At 62.7% G+C, this 19349-nt stretch carries 17 protein-coding genes and 1 pseudogene; 11 read left to right on the top strand and 7 right to left on the bottom strand.

The window, feature by feature from the left end:
- Nucleotides 1-116 precede the first annotated feature (116 nt).
- The 4 genes from MAXJ12_RS27895 (at nt 117) to MAXJ12_RS27910 (ending at nt 3660) form a co-directional block, all read left to right on the top strand.
- A complete protein-coding gene (locus MAXJ12_RS27895; RefSeq protein ID WP_008839464.1) occupies nt 117-1283 on the top strand; it encodes an acetyl-CoA acetyltransferase in 1167 nt (388 codons plus the stop codon).
- Complete coding sequence (locus MAXJ12_RS27900) at nt 1280-2023, top strand: SDR family NAD(P)-dependent oxidoreductase (RefSeq protein ID WP_008839465.1); 744 nt, start codon at nt 1280-1282, stop codon at nt 2021-2023. The genes MAXJ12_RS27895 and MAXJ12_RS27900 overlap by 4 nt, the downstream gene beginning before the upstream one ends.
- Nucleotides 2024-2063: 40 nt before the next feature.
- Nucleotides 2064-2561, top strand: coding sequence for a hypothetical protein (locus tag MAXJ12_RS27905; RefSeq protein WP_008839466.1), 498 nt, complete (start codon nt 2064-2066; stop codon nt 2559-2561).
- A gap of 82 nt (nt 2562-2643) precedes the next feature.
- Complete coding sequence (locus tag MAXJ12_RS27910; protein WP_008839467.1) at nt 2644-3660, top strand: asparaginase; 1017 nt, start codon at nt 2644-2646, stop codon at nt 3658-3660.
- 2 nt (nt 3661-3662) lie between these two features.
- On the opposite strand, the gene MAXJ12_RS27915 is transcribed toward MAXJ12_RS27910, so the two are convergent.
- Nucleotides 3663-5039: a TIGR03808 family TAT-translocated repetitive protein gene (locus MAXJ12_RS27915; RefSeq protein ID WP_008839468.1), complete on the bottom strand. Its 1377-nt coding sequence runs from the start codon at nt 5037-5039 to the stop codon at nt 3663-3665.
- A gap of 112 nt (nt 5040-5151) precedes the next feature.
- Here MAXJ12_RS27915 and greA point away from each other — a divergent pair, with 112 nt between their 5' ends.
- Nucleotides 5152-5628, top strand: coding sequence for a transcription elongation factor GreA (gene greA / locus MAXJ12_RS27920; RefSeq protein ID WP_008839469.1), 477 nt, complete (start codon nt 5152-5154; stop codon nt 5626-5628).
- A 49-nt stretch (nt 5629-5677) separates the two neighbouring features.
- Here the strand turns inward: greA and MAXJ12_RS27925 are convergent, their stop codons facing one another.
- Genes MAXJ12_RS27925 through MAXJ12_RS27935 form a run of 3 tightly spaced genes read right to left on the bottom strand, consistent with a single transcriptional unit; the run spans nt 5678 to nt 9495 of the window.
- Complete coding sequence (locus MAXJ12_RS27925; protein ID WP_008839470.1) at nt 5678-5881, bottom strand: hypothetical protein; 204 nt, start codon at nt 5879-5881, stop codon at nt 5678-5680.
- Between the two features lie 45 nt (nt 5882-5926).
- On the bottom strand, nt 5927-8050 hold the full coding sequence (gene scpA, locus MAXJ12_RS27930) for a methylmalonyl-CoA mutase (RefSeq protein WP_008839471.1): 2124 nt from the start codon (nt 8048-8050) through the stop codon (nt 5927-5929).
- A complete protein-coding gene (locus MAXJ12_RS27935; protein ID WP_008839472.1) occupies nt 8047-9495 on the bottom strand; it encodes a methylmalonyl-CoA mutase family protein in 1449 nt (482 codons plus the stop codon). The genes scpA and MAXJ12_RS27935 overlap by 4 nt, the downstream gene beginning before the upstream one ends.
- Nucleotides 9496-9771: 276 nt before the next feature.
- On the opposite strand from MAXJ12_RS27935, the gene MAXJ12_RS27940 reads away from it, so the two are divergent.
- Both MAXJ12_RS27940 and MAXJ12_RS27945 read left to right on the top strand, forming a co-directional pair.
- Nucleotides 9772-11346: a helicase HerA-like C-terminal domain-containing protein gene (locus MAXJ12_RS27940; protein WP_008839473.1), complete on the top strand. Its 1575-nt coding sequence runs from the start codon at nt 9772-9774 to the stop codon at nt 11344-11346.
- 166 nt (nt 11347-11512) lie between these two features.
- Entirely contained in the window at nt 11513-12190 is a 678-nt protein-coding gene (locus tag MAXJ12_RS27945) for a class I SAM-dependent DNA methyltransferase (protein WP_244421621.1), read from the top strand.
- A 123-nt stretch (nt 12191-12313) separates the two neighbouring features.
- Here the strand turns inward: MAXJ12_RS27945 and MAXJ12_RS27950 are convergent, their stop codons facing one another.
- Entirely contained in the window at nt 12314-13048 is a 735-nt protein-coding gene (locus MAXJ12_RS27950; protein WP_040588424.1) for a L,D-transpeptidase, read from the bottom strand.
- 171 nt (nt 13049-13219) lie between these two features.
- Nucleotides 13220-13882, bottom strand: coding sequence for a haloacid dehalogenase type II (locus MAXJ12_RS27955; protein WP_008839476.1), 663 nt, complete (start codon nt 13880-13882; stop codon nt 13220-13222).
- 145 nt (nt 13883-14027) lie between these two features.
- On the opposite strand from MAXJ12_RS27955, the gene MAXJ12_RS27960 reads away from it, so the two are divergent.
- The 4 genes and pseudogenes from MAXJ12_RS27960 to MAXJ12_RS27975 all read left to right on the top strand — a co-directional run bounded on the left by MAXJ12_RS27960 (nt 14028) and on the right by MAXJ12_RS27975 (nt 17181).
- Complete coding sequence (locus MAXJ12_RS27960; protein WP_008839477.1) at nt 14028-14906, top strand: branched-chain amino acid aminotransferase; 879 nt, start codon at nt 14028-14030, stop codon at nt 14904-14906.
- Between the two features lie 112 nt (nt 14907-15018).
- Nucleotides 15019-15621, top strand: coding sequence for a superoxide dismutase (locus tag MAXJ12_RS27965; protein ID WP_008839478.1), 603 nt, complete (start codon nt 15019-15021; stop codon nt 15619-15621).
- A gap of 240 nt (nt 15622-15861) precedes the next feature.
- Nucleotides 15862-16137 (top strand): annotated as a pseudogene (locus MAXJ12_RS40205) (cytochrome c); the annotation flags it as partial.
- Nucleotides 16138-16221: 84 nt separating this feature from the next.
- Nucleotides 16222-17181 carry a cytochrome c gene (locus MAXJ12_RS27975; protein ID WP_008839480.1) on the top strand — a complete coding sequence of 320 codons (960 nt, stop codon included), beginning with the start codon at nt 16222-16224 and terminating at the stop codon, nt 17179-17181.
- On the opposite strand, the gene MAXJ12_RS27980 is transcribed toward MAXJ12_RS27975, so the two are convergent.
- The gene (locus MAXJ12_RS27980; protein WP_008839481.1) at nt 17173-19299 is read right to left on the bottom strand and encodes a S9 family peptidase; all 2127 of its coding nucleotides are present in this window, start codon (nt 19297-19299) and stop codon (nt 17173-17175) included. The genes MAXJ12_RS27975 and MAXJ12_RS27980 overlap by 9 nt on opposite strands.
- Between the last annotated feature and the right edge of the window lie 50 nt (nt 19300-19349).

Genomic DNA, 19349 nt, shown 5'->3' on the forward strand with positions numbered 1-19349 from the left:
GCGCACTGGACCGACGGCTCGCTTTGGATTAAATTCCGTTCAGAATTGAACAAAAATCAGGCCGTTGGATTTGAGCCGCAAATGGCGCACCATGCGTCCTGCCGATGGAGGTTCTCATGACTGCATGCATTGTCGGCTGGGCGCATTCGCGTTTCGGCAAACTCGAGGGCGAAACGCTCGAAAGCCTGATCACCAAGGTGGCTGCCGAGGCGCTCGACCATGCGGGCATCGGCCCGGACGATGTCGACGAAATTGTTCTCGGGCATTTCAATGCCGGGTTTTCACCGCAGGACTTTACGGCGAGCCTGGTGCTGCAGGCCGACGACCGGCTGCGCTTCAAGCCGGCGACCCGGGTTGAGAATGCCTGCGCGACAGGCTCGGCCGCTGTGCGGCAGGGCATCCGCGCAATCGACGCCAAGGCGGCGCGCACGGTGCTTGTGGTCGGCGCCGAGCAGATGACCACGACGCCCGGCCCCGAGATCGGCAAGAACCTGTTGAAAGCCTCCTATCTGCCTGAGGATGGCGACACGCCTGCCGGCTTTGCCGGCGTATTCGGCAAGATCGCGCAGGCCTATTTCCAGCGCCATGGCGACCAGTCGGATGCGCTGGCGATGATCGCCGCCAAGAACCACAAGAACGGTGTCGACAATCCCTATGCGCAGATGCGCAAGGATTTCGGCTACGAGTTCTGCCGCCAGGAAAGCGAGAAGAACCCGTTCGTCGCCGGGCCGCTGAAGCGCACCGACTGCTCGCTGGTTTCCGATGGAGCCGCCGCACTCGTGCTCACCGACTCGAGCAATGCGCTTTCCATGCGCCGCGCCATCGCCTTCCGCGCCAACGAGCATGTCCAGGATTTCCTGCCCATGTCGAAGCGCGACATCCTGCTCTTTGAAGGCTGCGAGGAAGCTTGGGCCCGCGCTTTGAAGAAGGCCGGTGTGACGCTTGATGACCTTTCCTTTGTCGAAACGCATGACTGCTTCACCATCGCCGAGCTGATCGAATACGAGGCGATGGGTCTGGCCAAGCGGGGCGAGGGAGGAAAGCTGGCGCTGAGCGGCGAGACCGCGAAGGACGGCCGGCTGCCGGTCAATCCGTCGGGCGGCCTGAAGGCCAAGGGTCATCCGATCGGCGCCACCGGCGTCTCGATGCATGTTCTGACCTCCATGCAGCTTGCCGGCGAGGCGGGCGGCATTCAGGTTCCGGATGCGAAGCTCGGCGGCATCTTCAACATGGGCGGGGCCGCGGTCGCGAACTACGTTTCGATCCTGGATCGCATCAGATGAAGCATTCGGCCATCGTCACCGGCGGCGCTTCGGGCATCGGCATGGCCGTTGTGAAGCGTCTGCTGGACGATGGCTGGCCGGTCGCGGTGATCGACGCCAACGATGTGGAACTGGCAAGGGCGGAGGATGCCTTTGCCGACGACAATGCGATCTTCCTGCAGGCCGACGTGACCGACGACGAAGAGATCTCGGCGGTCTTCGACGAGGTCGTGGACCGGATCGGCCTGATCGGCGGCCTCGTCAATTCGGCGGGCATAGCGCGTGACATTCCGGCCGAAGAAACCAGCGCCGAGCTTTTTCGAGAAGTTCTCGACATCAACCTCGTAGGCTCCTTCATTACCGCGAAAGCTGCGCTGGAGCGCATGGGCGCCACGCTCTCCATCGTCAATATAGGCTCCGTTTCCGGGCTCCGCGCCAATCGCGGACGGCTTGCCTACGGCGCGTCGAAGGCCGGCGTAAAGATGATGTCGGAGGTGCTGGCGCTGGAATTCGGCAACCGCGGCGTCCGGGTGAACTGCGTGGCGCCCGGCCCGACGGAAACGCCGATGATTTCAAAGCTCCACGACGCCGATCAGCGCCGCCTGTGGCTTGGCCGCGTACCGCAGGGGCGCTATGGTGAGCCCGAAGAAGTGGCGGCTGCCGTCGCTTTCCTGCTGTCGCCGGAGGCCAGCTTCATCAACGGTCACACGCTCGCGGTGGATGGCGGCTTCCTCTCCGCCGGCATCATCGCCGGCGGCTGATCGGACGGCAGAATCAAGGCTCTGGATCGGAATTTGAATCATGAAATTGCGCGTGATGTTCTCGGCCCTGTGCCTTCTGCCCTGCTTCGTCAGCCATGCCCTGGCCGCCGACACACCGCGGGCGCTCGCCGAAAAATTTTGCGCAACGAGGCTCGATAACGACGAGAAGGCTTTGCGGCCACTGCTTACGTCGTCGCTTGTCAAGGCGATCGAGGAGGCGGAAGCGCGCAACGACATCATCGCCAAGGCTTCGCCTGACGAGAAGCCGCCCTTCGGCGACGGCATTCCCTATCAGAGCTTTCCCGACGCGGCGCCGGTCTGCGAGGTGGGGGAAGAGAAACGGGTCCCGGGCCGCACCGAGATCGAAGTCCGATACCTGTTTCCGGACAACACCAGCGGAGCAAACTGGACGGACAGGCTCGTCCTGATTGCCTCGGAAGATCTTCTTCTCATCGACAATGTGATTTTCGAGACCTCGGTGAACGACACCGACGAGATCAGCCTGCGCAGCGTCCTGTTCAACGCCTTCGACCAATAAACGAGAAGCTCTTTGCAATGGCAGCCGGACCGGCTATCGCATCCGGCGTCGTCCGACTACTCCTTAATCATCCGGTGATTTCGTGACAAATCCAGTTCTCGTCGAAGTACTGCGCGGCGACCATGTCGAAAGCGCCCATCGCGGTTCGCTGGCCGTCTTCGATGCTGACGGCCAGTCGGTATGGGAGTTCGGCGATACTGCCCGCCCGGTTTTCCCGCGCTCGGCCGTGAAGGCCATCCAGGCGCTGCCGCTGGTGGAAAGCGGCGCAGCGGACGCCTATGGCTTCGGCGACAGGGAATTGGCGCTGGCCTGCGCTTCGCATGGCGGCGAGATCGCGCATGCCGAGCTCGCCCGGTCGATGCTGGCCAGGGCTGGGCTAGACGAAGCCGCGCTAGAGTGCGGGTCGCACTGGCCAAGCAATCACGATGCGACCATTGCGCTCGCTCGCGCGGGAAAGAGCCCAAACAGCCTGCACAACAATTGCTCGGGCAAGCATTCCGGCTTCATCTGCACCTGCGCCAATTCCGGGATCGATCACCGCGGCTATGTCGACGCCGGCCACAAGCTTCAGCAGATGGTGCGTGAGGCGATGGAGGATTTGACGGGCGCGACGCATGGCTCGGACAATCGGGCCACGGATGGCTGCTCCATTCCGACCTATGCCGTCCCGCTGAGGAACCTCGCCGTGGGTTTTGCCAGGATGGCGACGGGACAAGGGCTGTCGTCCACGCGGGCCAAGGCGGCAAAACGCTTGTTCGCCGCCTGCATGGCGGAACCCTTCTACGTGGCGGGAACAGGCAAAGCGGACACAGCCCTGATGGAAGCCGCTCCCGGACGCATCTTCGTCAAGACCGGGGCTGAAGGCGTCTACTGCGCGGCCGTGCCGGAACTGGGCCTAGGCATCGCGCTCAAATGCGACGACGGGACGGGAAGGGCCGCCGAGGTGATGATCGCGACCGTCCTTTCAAGACTGCTGCGCAGCGACGAAGCTTTGGCGGCCACGCTGGACAGGCAGGCCAACCCGCCGATTAAAAGCCGGATCGGCGTGGAAGTGGGCTCCGTTCGCCCGACAGCAGCGCTGCTCGAACCGGGCAGGTGAACTCAGCTGACGTGATTGCGCTCGACGGTAAGGTGAGGGAAGCCGGTGCTGCCCTGAGCAAGATCGGTGGTGACCGGATCGGACCATCGGTGGCCTACGACTGCGCCGTTTCGCGCCGCTTCGATGACATTGTCCGCAATGATGGCCGAGCCGGCGCCTTCGACCACTGAGACCGCAATACCGGTCCCGGCTTTGCGGATCACGTTGCCGGTCGCCGCGACATTGCGCATGAACGGACCCCAGCCGATCTTCATGCCGTATAGTGGCGCGTTCTCGACGATATTTCCGCCGACGGCGGTGTCGGCCTCCACCGTTATGCCAACGCCGAAGCCCGGGGCATCGGCTGGGTAGGGGCCTTCCGTCGCAAGGTTGCGCACGATGTTGTGGGAGCAGACCCCCATGCGCCCGCCTTTGTTGAAATTCACCATCGAAATGCCGTTGGCTGCGCCGTCGACGATGTTGCCGCTGATGATCGCGCTTTCGAACGCGAATTCGGCGTAGAGTGCCGTTTCGCCGCTGCGCATGCAACTGTTGCCGGCGATCTGCAGATTGCTCGAACTGTTGGCGCGGATCGCCGAGAAAGCGCAATCCGAAACCGAATTGTTGGCGACCATCACGCCATTGGCGCGGAAAGTGTTGATGCCGTTGCCGTTTTGACCCGTGCCGCCATTGCGCGCCGCAATGCGCTCGACGCGGTTTCCGGTCACGATCGTCCCGTCATCCGCGATTTGCCAGCGATGCACCAGGATACCGCCATTGGCGCAATCCGAGACGCTGTTGCCGGTGATGTCGAGACGCACCGCTTCCACCGAATAGATGCCGGCGTCCGCCGCGCCCGATATTGTCGAGCGGTCGATGCGGCCGGTAACGCGTTCGAGCGCGACGCCATTCTTGCCGCTGCCTATGATCTGGCAGTTTTCGACCACCAGATGCCCGACGCGGCGAAGGTCGAGCAGCCCCTGCGCCTGATCGCCAATCCAGCGGTTTGCGCCGTCGAGAACGAGCCCTGAAAGCTCGATATGCCCGGCTTCCTCGGCCAGCATCAGATGGCCGTCGCCACCATAGATGATGCGGGTCGCGCCGGGCACGCCGCTGAGGCGGACATGCCGCGGCAGTGACAGGTTGGAGACGATGTAGACGCCGGGAGGCAGGAACACCGGCATGTCGCGGTTCGCCGCCTCGTTCAGCATTTTGGCGAAGGCCTTGCTCTGGTCGTCGAAGGCGGCTGGCCGCAGCCCGAGTTCGCCGGCATTGATCGATCCGCGCATGGCGGCCAGTTTGATGCCGGCAAGGTCCGAGGCGCCGGCGCTGAGTGGCGAGGCGAGACCCGCGACCGCGAAACCCGCCGTGGCGCTCAAAAAGCTGCGTCTGTTCAACATCGGCACAATTCCGGCTTCCGGAAAGGCAAGGTGCAGGAACCATGCCAGCGGCTCGCTGACTGCCGTCTAGGGTGGGCTTGTGTGATGGCGAGGCAGGGCTTAGGCTCGCTTGATGAGCAGGGCTTTCACGCGCGAAGACGACAACGACAACGGGCTCTCCGACATTGGTGAGCGCCCGGTAAGTGCGCACCGCAATCTGGTGACGCCGGCCGGCCTCGCCGCGATCGACAAGATGGTCGCCGACCTGCGCGAGGAGTTCGCCAAAGCGGAGTCCGAAGGCAATCGCGAGCGCATGGCGCTGGCTTCGCGCGATTTGCGCTACTGGGTGGCCCGTCGCGAAAGCGCGGAGGTTTCCGTGCCCGAACCCGATAGCAAGGTCGTCCGTTTCGGCATGACGGTCACTGTCGAGAACGAGGACGGGAAAAGCCATTCCTGGAAGATCGTCGGCGAGGACGAGGCCGACGCCGCGCATGGCATGATCTCGCACGTCTCGCCGATGGCGCAGGCCCTGTTTGGCAAGAAGGTCGGCGACCTGGCCGTTGTCAACGGCAAGGAGTGGGAGATTGTCAGGATGGAGGTCGAGGGGTAGGGCGGGTAGAGCCAGTTCCATCGATCAGTGAAGCTTCACTGGCGGCAATCTATTTGGCGAGGGCTCGATACGCGATTGTGTATTTCTTCATTCGTTCGCGAGCGGCTTCCATCTGGCGCTGAAATTTCGTTCCCTCTTCAGTAGAGGTGTCGGGCCGTTCGCTCGCAAGAGCTTGCAGGGCGATGTCGTATCCGTCCATCACCTCACGCGCCGTGGCAAGTTGAATGTCGCTATCACTGCTGACTTTGCTCATGGTGACCTCCGTCCACTTCAACAGAGGATCATAGCGGCTGCAACGTCAAGTTTCCATCAGCCCGTCCAGCAGCCTCTCCGCCGCTTCCGGAATGACCGTGCCCGGCGGAAATATCTCGGCAGCCCCGGCTTTCAGCACCGCGTCATAGTCCTGCGGCGGGATGACGCCGCCGGCTATGATCCTGATGTCCTGACGGCCGAGCTTGTTCAGGGCTTCGCGAAGCTCGGGAATAAGCGTCAGATGGCCGGCCGCGAGCGACGACGCGCCGACTATGTGCACATCATGGTCGGAAGCGAGCCTGGCTATCTCTTCAGGCGTCTGGAACATCGCGCCGACCGTCACTTCGAAACCAAGGTCGGCAAAGGCGGTGGCGACGACCTTTTGGCCGCGATCATGGCCATCCTGTCCCATTTTGGCCACGAGGATGCGCGGCTTGGCGCCGGTTTTCTTCTCGAATTCGGCCACCTTGCTTTGGACCCGATCGACGACGGCGTTCTGGCCGATCTCGTTGCGGTAAACGCCGGAAATGGTGTGGACCGAGGCGACATGCCGACCGAACGCCTTTTCCAGCGCCAGCGAGATCTCGCCGACCGTCGCTTTGGCACGGGCGGCGCGGATCGCAAATTCCAGCAGATTCCCATCCGAACGGGCCGCATAGGTCAGCGCGTCGAGCGCGGTTTCCACCGCAGCGACATCGCGCGTCCCCTTCAACTGCTGGAGTTTCGAGAGCTGACGAGCGCGCACTTCGGCATTGTCGATCTTGAGGACGTTGACTTCGATGTCCTTATCGGGCCGGTAAGCGTTGACCCCGACAAGCGCCTGCTGGCCGGAGTCGATGCGCGCCTGAGTGCGCGCCGCAGCCTCCTCAATGCGCAGCTTGGGGATGCCTTTCTCGACTGCCGCCGCCATGCCGCCGAGGCTCTCCACCTCTTCGATGTGCCCGAGCGCCTTTGCCGCCAGATCGTGCGTCAGGCGCTCGACGAATGCCGATCCGCCCCATGGATCGATGATACGGGTCGTGCCGGATTCCTTCTGCAGGATCAATTGCGTGTTGCGGGCGATGCGGGCCGAATGGTCGGTCGGAAGCGCCAGCGCCTCATCGAAGGAGTTGGTATGGAGCGACTGGGTGTGCCCCTGCGTGGCGGCCATGGCTTCGATCATGGTGCGCATGATGTTGTTGTAAGGATCCTGCGCGGTGAGCGACCAGCCGGAGGTCTGGCAGTGGGTGCGCAGCGACAGCGAGCGCGGGTCCTTGGGCGAAAAGTTCTTCTGGATGAGCGTCGCCCACAGCAGGCGCGCCGCCCGCATTTTGGCGACTTCCATGAAGAAATTCATGCCGATGGCCCAGAAGAAGGACAGGCGCGGCGCGAAGCGGTCGATGTCGAGGCCCGCCGCCACACCGGCGCGGGCGTATTCGATGCCGTCGGCGATCGTGTAGGCAAGTTCGAGGTCGGCCGTCGCCCCGGCCTCCTGCATGTGGTAGCCGGAAATGGAGATGGAGTTGAACTTCGGCATATGCGTCGAAGTATATGAAAAGATGTCGGAAACGATCCGCATCGAAGGCTTCGGCGGATAGATATAGGTGTTGCGGACCATGAACTCCTTCAGAATGTCGTTCTGGATGGTTCCCGCCAAATCCTTCTGCGCAACGCCCTGTTCTTCAGCAGCGACGATGTAAAGCGCCATTATCGGCAGCACGGCGCCGTTCATGGTCATCGACACGGTCATCTGGTCGAGCGGAATGCCGTCGAACAATTGGCGCATGTCGAGGATCGAATCGATCGCCACGCCGGCCATGCCGACATCGCCCGCCACGCGCGGATGGTCGCTGTCGTAGCCGCGATGCGTCGCAAGGTCGAAGGCAACAGAGAGGCCCTTCTGGCCGCCGGCCAGGTTGCGCCGGTAGAAGGCGTTGGATTCTTCGGCTGTCGAGAAGCCGGCATATTGGCGGATCGTCCAGGGCTGCTGGACATACATGGTCGGATAGGGGCCGCGAATGAAGGGCGCCGCACCAGGATAAGTATCGAGATAGGGCAGCCCGGCAAGATCGTTCCTGCCGTAGGTGCGCTTGACGGTGATGCCCTCGGGCGTCAGCCAGGTGTCCGCGTCGTTTGAAGACACGCCGGCCCTTGGTTCGGACCATGCAATCCTGGTGAAGTCCGGAATCATCCGACAGCCTCAAGCAATTCGTCTATCCGCACGGCGTCCAGGCGTTGGCAGAACGCTGCCCCGTCGGTCGGCAGTGGGCGTCGCTCCGCTTCCAGCGTCTTGACCGGCGCTTCCTGTTTCGCCGGATAGAGCGTGGTCCCGACCAGCGCCCGCTTGCCGTCGCGGTACTCCTGGGTGCGCGCCTCGCGGGCCGCCAGTACGCGGTTCTGGATATGGCCTTCTGACAGGCTGGCCAGTATGCCGCCTTCGGCCTCGATCCTCTGGAACTCCTTCCACGCCGCGTCGCAAAGCGCTGTTGTCAGAGCCTCGATGCCTCCCGATCCGCAGGCCGGGTCGGCGACGAAATCCACATGGCTTTCTCCCGCCAGGATAAGCTGCGTGTTGCGCGCGATCCGGCGAGCAAACTGGTCCGGCAGGCCAAGGGTGATCGTGTGCGGAAGAATCGACACCGAATCCGCGCCTCCGGCCGCCGCAGCAAACCCGGCCAGCGTGGTGCGCAATATGTTTGTTTCAGGATCCTTCGCGGTCATCATCCGGTATGACGTTTCCGCGTGAATGGCGGCCGAAGAGGGCGGTATCGAGCAGGCCTGCTGCGCCCGCTCCCAGAGCCTCCGTAACGCCCTGATCTTGGCCATCGACAGGAACTGATCCTGATCGACGCTGAGCGAAAAGCCAATATGCGGCGCGGCGTAGATCAGCGCCTGGCGCGCCTGCTCGAACAACTTGAGATGCGATACCGCCGCGGCGAGCACGATGCCGAGCTCCTGTGCCTCGGTGGCGCCGGCATTGTGGAACACGCGGCCGTCCGCCTCCAGCAGGACGCCAGGCACGCCGAGCGCGAAGAAATGCGCCAGCGATTGCGGCATCGACGCCTGCAGCGCTTCGATCGACATGCGCAGGCGGCCGGTACCGGCAAAGATGGCAGCGGAATCGATACCGAACGACAGGCGCAATTTGGCCGGATCGGCTCGGCGCTTGGTCAAAAGCGCCACCAGCCAGTCCGCCATCGCGCGGCTCGCCGGGTGGACGTCGATCCTGATATGAGTGCGGTTGAGGGCGACGTTTTCGAGGACGGCCTGCAGCGCTTCCGCCGTTCCGGGCAAGCCATAGCCGAACGCGTTGGGAGCGCCCTCGAACACCAGCGACAAGCCGGTGGCGCCTTGCGCGATGTCCTCCAGAGCCTGCGCATTGGCGCGGGCGGGATCGGGATCGTCGACACGCTGCACGATTGTCCACGGCGCCTGCGGGTTCTTGCGCGTCAGCGGCTTGAACTGGGCGGCGCGCTCGTAGAGCGGCTCGATGCGAATGCCGTCGTCGGTGTGCGAAACCAGAGCTTCTTCGAAAGACATGCCGGCCAGGGCCTTTGCGGCAAGCGCCAGCCATCGTTCTCTATCGACCGCCGGGAACTTGACAGTGCCGACCGCATTTTCGGCGTCCATGCGCATCCTTTCCTTCTGCCGCCCGCCTTGCCCAAATCGAATCTTATGGCCGGAAGCGGTGCGCGGCAATGCGCTCCGAATCCGCCTGTCATTGTTGCCCGCGGATCGCGGCCAAAATAGGCGTTGCGATCCGATTCTGGATTGCCAAACCCCGCCACGCTCCGCAACCCTTGATCGGGCATTTTGTCCGAACGGCATTGTGGCGCTGCCACCGCGCCACTATACCGGTTCGGACAAAAGCAATGTCGCAAGTCCTTTAGGCCGCTACGGGAGACTGAATTGATGGCGGGAGAAGACAGCATCTTTATCGGCGCGAGCAGAAAGCCGGACGATAGCTACCAACAGCCTGAACAGCTTCTTTTGAAATACGGCAACCGCCACGGGCTGGTGACCGGTGCTACCGGCACTGGCAAGACGGTGACGCTGCAGATCCTGGCCGAAGGCTTTTCCAATGCCGGCGTGCCGGTCTTTTGCGCCGATATAAAGGGCGACCTTTCGGGCATCGCGATGATGGGCGAGGCGAAGGATTTCCTGGTTGCGCGCGCCGAGGCGATCAAACTCGACCCTTATGAGTTCCAGGAATTCCCGGTCATCTTCTGGGATCTGTTCGGGGAGCAGGGCCATCCGATCCGGGCGACCGTTTCGGAGATGGGTCCGCTGCTCCTGTCGCGGCTGATGAACCTGTCGGAAGCGCAGGAAGGCATCATGAACATCGCCTTCCGGATCGCGGACGAAGAAGGGCTCCTGCTGCTCGACATGAAAGATCTGCAGTCGCTGCTGGCTAATATTGCCGGGCGCGCCGACGAGATCGGCGCGCGCTACGGCAATGTGACCAAGCCATCGATCGGCGCCATCCAGCGCTCGTTGCTGGTGCTGGAACAGCAGGGCGCGACGCACTTCTTCGGCGAGCCGGCGCTCAAGATCGCCGATATCATGCGCACTACGCGCGACGGACGCGGCGCGATCAACGTTCTCGCCGCCGACAAGCTGATGATGAATCCGCGCCTCTACGCGACTTTCCTGCTCTGGCTCATGTCGGAGCTGTTCGAGGAATTGCCGGAGGTCGGTGACCCCGACAAGCCGAAGCTGGTGTTCTTCTTCGATGAAGCGCATTTGCTGTTCGACGAGGCGCCGAAGGCGCTGGTCGACCGTGTCGAGCAGGTGGTGCGGCTGATCCGGTCCAAGGGCGTCGGTGTCTATTTCGTCACGCAGAACCCGCTGGATATACCCGAGACGGTGCTCGCTCAGCTCGGCAACCGCGTCCAGCACGCGCTGCGGGCCTACACGCCGCGCGAACAGAAGGCGGTCAAGACCGCCGCGGACACATTTCGGCCAAATCCGGATTTCGATTGCGCCAAGGCGATCACCCAACTCGGAGTCGGTGAAGCTCTGGTCTCGACGCTCGAAGCGAAGGCCGTCCCGTCCATGGTGCAGCGGACGCTGATTCGCCCGCCATCGTCGCGCCTCGGGCCGATCACGCCCGAGGAGCGCAAGAAACTCGTCGCCGAGAGCCCCGTGTCGGGACAGTACGACGAAACCGTCGACCGTGAATCGGCTTTCGAAATGCTGCAGAAGCGGGCCGCCGACGGGCTGAAGGCGGAGGAGGAGGCGCAAGGCCGCGAGCAGGAAGAAGATACGGGCCGCTCGCGCTGGACCATTCCCGGATTCGGCGATGACGATGACGACGGCTACACGCCGTCGCGCAATTCGCGATCCCGATCAACGTCTCGGCCCCGCGCATCCAACCGCCAGTCGGTTGCCGAAGCGGCGATCAAGTCGGTAGTGCGCTCGGTCGGCTCGTCTGTCGGGCGGGCGTTGGTTCGTGGAATTCTCGGCAGCCTGAAAAAGGGCTTCTAGGCCGCGAAACACTGATCCAAATGAAAGCGGACGCTGTCGTCGCCATGGCAATTCACCGCCACGCACAACTGGACAGGCAACACGATAGTGCCGCAAGGTTTCTGCCATGCACAACGACATATGGGACGTCGAGACCGCCAAGTCCTATGACACGCCGGGCACCGGAATGTTCTCGCCCGACGTATTGGGTCCAACGGTAGAGCGGCTCGCGGAACTCGCTAAGGGCGGCCAGGCGCTCGAATTTGCGATCGGAACCGGTCGCGTGGCAGTGCCGCTCAGAGAGATGGGCATTCCCGTGACCGGGATCGAGGCATCGCCTGCCATGATTGCCCAGTTGCGGACGAAATGCGACGAGGCGACGATTCCGGTTGTTCTTGGCGACATGGCCTCAACCGTCGCGCCTGGGAGCTATGCGCTCGTCTACCTCGTATACAACACGATATCGAACTTGCTGACCCAAGCCGAGCAGGTCAGTTGCTTTCGCAACGCAGCCCGCCACTTGATGTCCGGTGGCCGATTCGTGGTCGAGCTTGGGGTGCCGGAACTGCGCAAGCTGACACCAGGACAGCAAGCGGTGGTTTGGCGTTCTGAACCGGACTATATCGGCCTCGACACGTATGACGTGCTGCGCCAGCAGATCGTGTCACACCATTTCAGGTTTGGCGAGGGCCGACAGGCTCGGGTTTTCCGCTCGCCTCACCGCTACATTTGGCCGGCGGAGTTGGACCTCATGGCCGAGCTGGCCGGATTTGAACTTGAGAGCAGGCGTGCGGATTGGGTTGGATCTCCCTTCACCGCCGAGTCGCCCTCCCACGTTTCAGTCTATCGCCTTAAGGACCGTTAGCCCCTAAAGACGATATGGGAGGCGCGTCCGCTTTGGGTCAAAACCGGTACTTCGGCTCCGGTACCAAGCGTCAGATTTTCACCACCGTTGGAGACGCGTTCCAACTGCCGGAGCCGATGGCTCTCAGGCCATCGGAATGCCGGACGTGACCAGGATCGGCGTGCGGTTGGGCACGCGGTCGTAGAGGTCGATAATATCCTGATTCATCAGCCGGACGCAGCCTGACGAAACCGACTTGCCGATCGAGTTCCATTCGGGCGAACCGTGCACGCGATAAAGCGTGTCTTCGCCGTTCTGGAAAATATAGAGCGCACGCGCGCCGAGCGGGTTCATGAGTCCCGGCGGCATGCCGCCATTGTCGACGCTGTATCTTGCCAGCTTGGGATCGCGCGCGATCATCTCGGCGGGCGGCGTCCACTTCGGCCATTTCCGTTTCCACTGGATGATCGCCCGGCCGGACCATTCGAAGCCGGCGCGGCCGAGACCGACGCCATAGCGCATGGCCTTTCCGTTCTCGCGGACGAGATATAGGAAATGGTTCGCCGTATCGACCACGACGGTTCCAGGCCGTTCGCCTGTCGGATCCTGGACGATCTGGCGGTAGTAGCGCCGATCGACCTTCTCGATAGGCACTCCCGGAATCTCGTACCCTTCGTCCACCATAGGCCCGTACATCGTCGCATAGCTTCCGAGCGCGGGCTCGATTTCGGGGGTAGGTGCTATCTGCACGGGGTCGAACTGGGCGTAATGGGGCATGCTGGTGCATGCCGAAACAGTCAGCGCCGCTGCGCCCGTTGCCGCGGCGCCGAGAAACCGTCTGCGAGTGAACTGGGGGGAGGAAACTGAAGTGATGCTCATGATGCCCTTATTAATTCCCGAGGCCGGGATGGATAGGTTCCGACCTCGCAACAATGCGTGAACGCGTTCCTCCCGTTCGGGCGCGATAGACGGTTCCGAATCTGTCGCGAGGGTGAAAAAAGGAAGGCGAAGGTGTGTCTGCCAGTTGCTGTTGCAATTCAGCAACGAGCGTCAGGCGCCGGCGAGCAGTCCCTCAAGCGAGAGCAGAATTAGGGAGGGCGGGTGGTCGCGATATTCGTCGGGCTGGCCGCTGCGGTTGATCCAAACGGTGCGGAAACCAAACTTCGCCGCGCCTGCGATGTCCCAGCGGTTCGACGACTGGAAGGATATCGAATTGGGATAGAGACGCCAGTTCGTCGCTACCAGATCGTAGACGGACGGATCGGTCTTGAACTTCCGGACCTGGTCGACGGAGAAGATATCGTCGAGCACGGTGTCGAGCGCTGCCGAACGGACCGCTGCCTCGAGCATGGCCGGCGAGCCGTTGGACAGGATGGCGAGCCGCGCGCCTTCCGCCTTGAGCGCCTTCAGCACCGCGGGCACCTCCGGGTAGCAGTCGAGCCGCCAGTAAGCGTCGAGCAGATCCTGTCGCAGCGACCGGTCAGCCGACGGCGCCTTGTCGAAGGCGAAGTCGAGTGCCTGTTCGGTCAATTGCCAGAAATCGACATAGGAGCCCATGAGGCTGCGGACCCAGGAATATTCGAGCTGCTTTGCCCGCCAGATGTCGGACAGCAATGGACCCTCGGGCCCGATTGCGGCCGCATGCCGCCGCACCGCCGCGTGAACGTCGAACAGCGTGCCATAGGCGTCGAATACGAAGGCGGCGTGGCGCATTCCAAACTCGTCCATCATTGCAGGCGCGGACGCAAGAGCCGTCGCCGCTTGAGCAGCCTCTGGCATCAACAATTCCTCGGGATCGGCGGTTGACGGCGCGGGACAAAGCGTCTTCCATTGCGCCGCACAGATTTTGGGACTTCACATGAGCTTATCGACGCCCGCGCAATCGACGACCTGGACCTATGTCGACGGAGACTGGCATGAGGGCAATGTCGCGCTCATCGGCCCGCGAAGCCACGCAATGTGGCTGGGCACCAGCGTGTTCGACGGGGGCAGGTGGTTCGAGGGCGTGTCGCCCGATCTCGACCGGCATTGCGCGCGCGTCAATGCATCGGCGGTCTCGCTCGGCCTCAACCCGACGATGGCCACGGAAGAAATCGTCGGCCTGGCATGGGACGGCTTGAAGAAATTCGACGGCAATACGGCCGTCTATGTCCGGCCGATGTACTGGGCCGAGCACGGCGGCTATATGGGCGTCCCGGCCGATCCGGAATCGACGCGCTTCTGCCTCTGCCTCTACGAAGCGCCGATGATCCCGCCATCGGGTTTTTCGGTGACGGTTTCGCCGTTCCGCCGCCCGACGCTGGAAACCATGCCGACCAACGCCAAGGCGGGTTGCCTCTATCCGAACAATGGCCGGGCCATCCTCGAAGCCAAGCAGCGCGGTTTCGACAATGCGCTGGTGCGCGACCTGCTCGGTAATGTCGCCGAAACCGGCACGTCGAACATTTTCCTGGTCAAGGACGGCCACGTCTTCACGCCGGCTCCGAACGGAACCTTTCTTTCCGGCATCACGCGGGCGCGCACGATCGCGCTGCTTGCCGACTACGGCTTCCGCACCACCGAGACCACGCTTTCAGTGCGCGATTTCATGGAAGCCGACGAGATTTTTTCCACCGGCAACCACTCCAAGGTGGTTCCCGTGACCAGGATCGAGGATCGCGACCTGCAGCCCGGGCCCGTAGCCAAGAAGGCGCGGGAACTCTATTGGGAGTGGGCGCACTCTACTCCCATCGGCTAAAGCCGATAAAAAAGAGGCGAGGGCGCCTGTCGCGGAGTTGTCGCAGTAATATTCCAGCCTATCTCAAATCCGGCGGCTGCGCCGGAAACATTGCCACCGAGGAGTTACGACCATGGCTTTTGAACTGCCCGCATTGCCCTATGACTACGAGGCGCTCCAGCCTTACATGTCCAAGGAAACGCTCGAATATCACCACGACAAGCATCACAAGGCCTATGTCGACAACGGCAACAAGCTGGCTGCCGAAGCCGGCATGGAAGGCCTGTCGGTTGAAGAGATCGTCAAGCAGTCCTTCGGCAAGAACGCCGGCCTCTTCAACAATGCCGGCCAGCACTACAACCACATCCATTTCTGGAAATGGATGAAGAAGGGCGGTGGCGGCAACAAGCTTCCGGGCGCCCTGCAGAAGGCTGTCGACAGCGATCTCGGCGGCTACGACAAGTTCAAGGCCGATTTCATCGCCGCCGGCACCACGCAGTTCGGCTCCGGCTGGGCCTGGCTTTCGGTGAAGGACGGAAAGCTCGCCATCTCGAAGACCCCGAACGGCGAGAACCCGCTCGTGCATGGCGCTTCGCCGATCCTCGGCGTCGATGTGTGGGAGCACTCCTATTACATCGACTACCGCAACGCGCGGCCGAAATATCTGGAGGCCTTCGTCGACAATTTGATCAACTGGGACTACGTCCTGGAAATGTACGAAAAGGCTAGCGCCTGATTGAAAAGAAAAACCCCGGCAAGTCCGGGGTTTTTCTTTGGGCGGCTGCTCCCGATCACGCGGAAATCACGGAAGCGTGACGGGCAGGCAGGAAGTTTTTCAGGCAGTTTTCGTTTGCCCAAGGCAGCCTGTTTGCAACCCAGAGGTCTCTCCATGAAGAAATTTGTTATTGCCGTTTCCGCAATTGCGCTCGCCACCACCGCCGCGTTCGCCGACGTCATCGCCGACCGCAAGGCAGTCATGAAGGAAAACGGAAGACAGGTCGGCGTGCTGGTGAAGATGGTCCAGGGCGAGGCCGATTTCGACGCCGCGGCGGTTATGGCCGCTTTGACCAAACTCAACGAAAATGTTCAGGCGATCGATGTCGCGGCTTCGTTCCCGCCCGGCAGCGACAAGGGCGACACCACCGCTTCTCCGAAAATCTGGGAAGACATGGCCGGATTCCAGGCCGAGGTGGACAAGTTCAAGGCCGTCACCGCCGAGGCCGCCGCCGCTCCGGCCCAAAGCCTCGAAGCGCTGAAGCCGCAGGTCGCCGCGATCGGGCAAAGCTGCTCAAGCTGCCACGAGACGTACCGCATCAAGAAGGGCTGACACCAGCCTATGAATTTGCCTGGAAAGCTCGCCATCGCCGCCGTGATCGCGGCAGGCATTGGCGGGCTGGCCTTCTGGTACCTGACCGAGCCCGCCCGCATCGACGCCGAAGCCGAAGCAGCGCTCGGAACGGGCGATGCGGCGAGGGGCGAGCGCATCTTCTGGGCGGGCGGCTGCACGTCCTGTCACGCCCGGCCGAAATCCGAAGGCGAAGCGCTGCTGCAACTGGTCGGCGGGGTCCAACTCGAGACCGCGTTCGGCACGTTCGTCGCGCCGAACATTTCGCAAGACGTCAATGACGGCATAGGCGCGTGGTCGCGGGAGGAATTTGCCAACGCCATGCTGAAGGGCGTCTCGCCGTCGGGACGGCATTACTATCCGGCCTTTCCCTATACATCCTACGCGCGGATGAGGCCTACCGACGTGGCCGATCTCTACGCCTTCATGAAGACGCTGCCCGCTGTCGCCGGCCGGACGCCAGATCATACGCTGGATTTTCCGTACAACATTCGCCGCGGCATCGGCCTGTGGAAGCTGCTTTACGTCGACGACGCTCCAGTCATCGCCGTGGACGAGGGCTCACCTGAACAACTGCTGCTTGGCCGCTATCTGGTCGAGGGGCCTGGCCATTGCGGCGAATGCCATACGCCGCGCAACATTTCGGGCGGGACCGACAAAAGCCGGTGGCTTGCCGGCGCAGTCGCAGCCGAAGGCGACGGCGTCATTCCCAACATCACATCGGGCGAGGGCGGCATCGGCGACTGGTCCGAAGGCGATATCGCCAGCTATCTCGAAACCGGCTTCACGCCGGATTTCGATTCGGTCGGCGGCTCGATGGTCGAAGTCCAGAAGAACGTCGCCCGACTTACATCCGACGACCGGGCGGCGATCGCTGCCTATCTCAAGGCCGTCCCGCCGCATCCGAACGGATATCCGGCGCGTCCCTCGACCGAGACGCCTTCAGACTGAACGCGGATAGGGAGGCGCGGACGCTTTTCCGGTGACTTTAAGCGCGAACGCGTAATTGAAGGCGATCTCCTCCAGCCGCGAAAAACGCCCGGACGCACCGGCGTGGCCGGAATCCATGTTGATCTTGAAGAGAACGGGGTTGTCGCCTTTCTTCCGGGCGCGTAGGCGCGCGATCCACTTCGCCGGCTCCCAATAGGTGACGCGGGGGTCGGTCAGGCCGGCGACCGCCAGGATCGGCGGATAGTTGTGCGCGCCGACATTGTCGTAGGGCGAGTAGGCGGCGATCGTCCGGTAGTCCTCGGCGGACAGGATGGGATTGCCCCATTCCGGCCATTCCGGCGGGGTGAGCGGCAGCGTATCGTCGAGCATGGTGGTCAGCACGTCGACGAACGCCACTTCGGCGATGATGCCGCCGAATGCCTCGGGCGCCATGTTGGCGACGGCACCCATCAGCATGCCGCCCGCCGAGCCGCCTTGGGCGACGATCCGGTCATGCGCGGTGTAGCGCTCGGCGACCAGATGGTTTGCGGCGGCGATGAAATCGAGAAACGTGTTCTGCTTCTTCGCCCGCTTGCCGTCGTCGTACCAGCCATAGCCCTTGTCCTTGCCGCCGCGAACATGCGCGATGGCATAGACGAAGCCGCGATCGGCGAGCGAAAGACAGTTGGTGTTGAATGAGGCAGGGATGGCGATACCGTAGGAGCCGTAGCCGTAAAGCAGGCAGGGCGCAGTGCCGTCCAGCGGCGTTTCGCGGTGATGGATAAGCGAGATTGGAACCAACTCGCCGTCGTGGGAAGGAGCCATGAGCCGGCGGGTGACGTAGTCTGCAGGATTGTGGCCGGAGGGAACCTCCTGCGTTTTCAAAAGCGTGCGCTCGCGCGTGCGCATATTGTAGTCGAACAACTGCGCGGGGGTCGTCATCGACGAATACGAGAACCGCATCGTGTCGGTGTCGTATTCGTATGAGCCTGAGAGGCCGAGCGAGAAAGCCTCTTCCTCGAATGAGATCATGTGCTCTTCGCCGCTGGCGCGGTCGCGCACGACGATGCGTGGCAGCCCGTCCTTGCGCTCCAGCCGCACGAGGAAATCCTTGAAGCTGAGCAGCGACAGGATCAGCCGGCCGGGTTCGTGGCCGACGAGTTCCGTCCAGTTGGCGCGCCTCGGATCGGCGACCGGCGCCGTCATGATCTTGAAGTCCTTCGCGCCGTCGGCATTGGTGAGGATGAAGAAGATGTCGCCGCCTTCCTCGAGATCATACTGCAGCCCGGTTTCGCGCGGCTCGACGATGCGCGGCGCGGCCAACGGATCCCTGGCGCTGAGCAGGCGGTATTCCGTCGTTTCGTGATCGTTGATGCCGATGAAGATCCAGTCATTTCTGCGTGAACCGCCCACACTCATGAAGAAGCCGGGATCGGGTTCCTCGTACACGAGGCGGTCGTCGGCGTGATCGGAACCGAGCGCGTGGAAGAAGATTTTCGAGGGGCGGTGGTTCTGGTCGAGCCGCGTATAGAAGAATCCATCGCCGGCAGCATTCCAGACACCCGAGCCGCCGGTGTCCGGGACGGTTTCGGCAAGATCGTTACGTTTCGCAAGATCGCGGACGCGGAGCGTGAAGAACTCCGAGCCCTTGTCGTCGAAGGCCCACAATAGGCGGCTGTGGTCTGGCGAGTGGTCGACGCCGCCGATGCGGAAATACGGCCGGCCCTCGGCTTCGGCGTCGCCGTCGAGGATGATGTCTTCCTCGCCGCCGTCGCGCGGGGTGCGGAAGTAGCGCGGCTGCTCGCCGCCCTTCTTGAAGGATGAGCCATAGGCATACGGCCCGTCTTTCATCGGAACCGACGAATCGTCCTCCTTGATGCGCCCCTTCATTTCCTGGAACAGCGTCTTCTGCAGCTCAACAGTGTCGGCCATCAGGGCCTTCTGGTAGTCGTTTTCGGCGTTGAGGTGATCGCGGATCGCAGGATCGAGCAGCGCCGGGTCGCGAAAGACCTCTTGCCAGTTCTCAGCGCGCAGCCAGGCGAACTCGTCTGACCGGGTGACGCCGTGCCGGGTGTCGGAGACCGGGCGCTCCTCGGTTACGGGCGGATTGACGTTCGGAAACATGTTTTGGGCGGTCATTGCTTCTCGCTTGGGAAAATTCTTGAATGGCAAATGAATACGTCCGTCAC

The sequence above is a fragment of the Mesorhizobium alhagi CCNWXJ12-2 genome, assembly GCF_000236565.1.
Classification (GTDB): domain Bacteria; phylum Pseudomonadota; class Alphaproteobacteria; order Rhizobiales; family Rhizobiaceae; genus Allomesorhizobium; species Allomesorhizobium alhagi.

Coding starts and splice junctions, on each gene's coding strand:
- MAXJ12_RS27895 (WP_008839464.1), top strand. CDS start 117: ATGACTGCATGCATTGTCGGCTGGGCGCATTCGCGTTTCGGCAAACTC.
- MAXJ12_RS27900 (WP_008839465.1), top strand. CDS start 1,280: ATGAAGCATTCGGCCATCGTCACCGGCGGCGCTTCGGGCATCGGCATG.
- MAXJ12_RS27905 (WP_008839466.1), top strand. CDS start 2,064: ATGAAATTGCGCGTGATGTTCTCGGCCCTGTGCCTTCTGCCCTGCTTC.
- MAXJ12_RS27915 (WP_008839468.1), bottom strand. CDS start 5,039: ATGTTGAACAGACGCAGCTTTTTGAGCGCCACGGCGGGTTTCGCGGTC.
- greA (WP_008839469.1), top strand. CDS start 5,152: ATGAGCAGGGCTTTCACGCGCGAAGACGACAACGACAACGGGCTCTCC.
- MAXJ12_RS27925 (WP_008839470.1), bottom strand. CDS start 5,881: ATGAGCAAAGTCAGCAGTGATAGCGACATTCAACTTGCCACGGCGCGT.
- scpA (WP_008839471.1), bottom strand. CDS start 8,050: ATGATTCCGGACTTCACCAGGATTGCATGGTCCGAACCAAGGGCCGGC.
- MAXJ12_RS27935 (WP_008839472.1), bottom strand. CDS start 9,495: ATGCGCATGGACGCCGAAAATGCGGTCGGCACTGTCAAGTTCCCGGCG.
- MAXJ12_RS27940 (WP_008839473.1), top strand. CDS start 9,772: ATGGCGGGAGAAGACAGCATCTTTATCGGCGCGAGCAGAAAGCCGGAC.
- MAXJ12_RS27945 (WP_244421621.1), top strand. CDS start 11,513: ATGTTCTCGCCCGACGTATTGGGTCCAACGGTAGAGCGGCTCGCGGAA.
- MAXJ12_RS27950 (WP_040588424.1), bottom strand. CDS start 13,048: ATGAGCATCACTTCAGTTTCCTCCCCCCAGTTCACTCGCAGACGGTTT.
- MAXJ12_RS27955 (WP_008839476.1), bottom strand. CDS start 13,882: ATGCGCCACGCCGCCTTCGTATTCGACGCCTATGGCACGCTGTTCGAC.
- MAXJ12_RS27960 (WP_008839477.1), top strand. CDS start 14,028: ATGAGCTTATCGACGCCCGCGCAATCGACGACCTGGACCTATGTCGAC.
- MAXJ12_RS27965 (WP_008839478.1), top strand. CDS start 15,019: ATGGCTTTTGAACTGCCCGCATTGCCCTATGACTACGAGGCGCTCCAG.
- MAXJ12_RS27975 (WP_008839480.1), top strand. CDS start 16,222: ATGAATTTGCCTGGAAAGCTCGCCATCGCCGCCGTGATCGCGGCAGGC.
- MAXJ12_RS27980 (WP_008839481.1), bottom strand. CDS start 19,299: ATGACCGCCCAAAACATGTTTCCGAACGTCAATCCGCCCGTAACCGAG.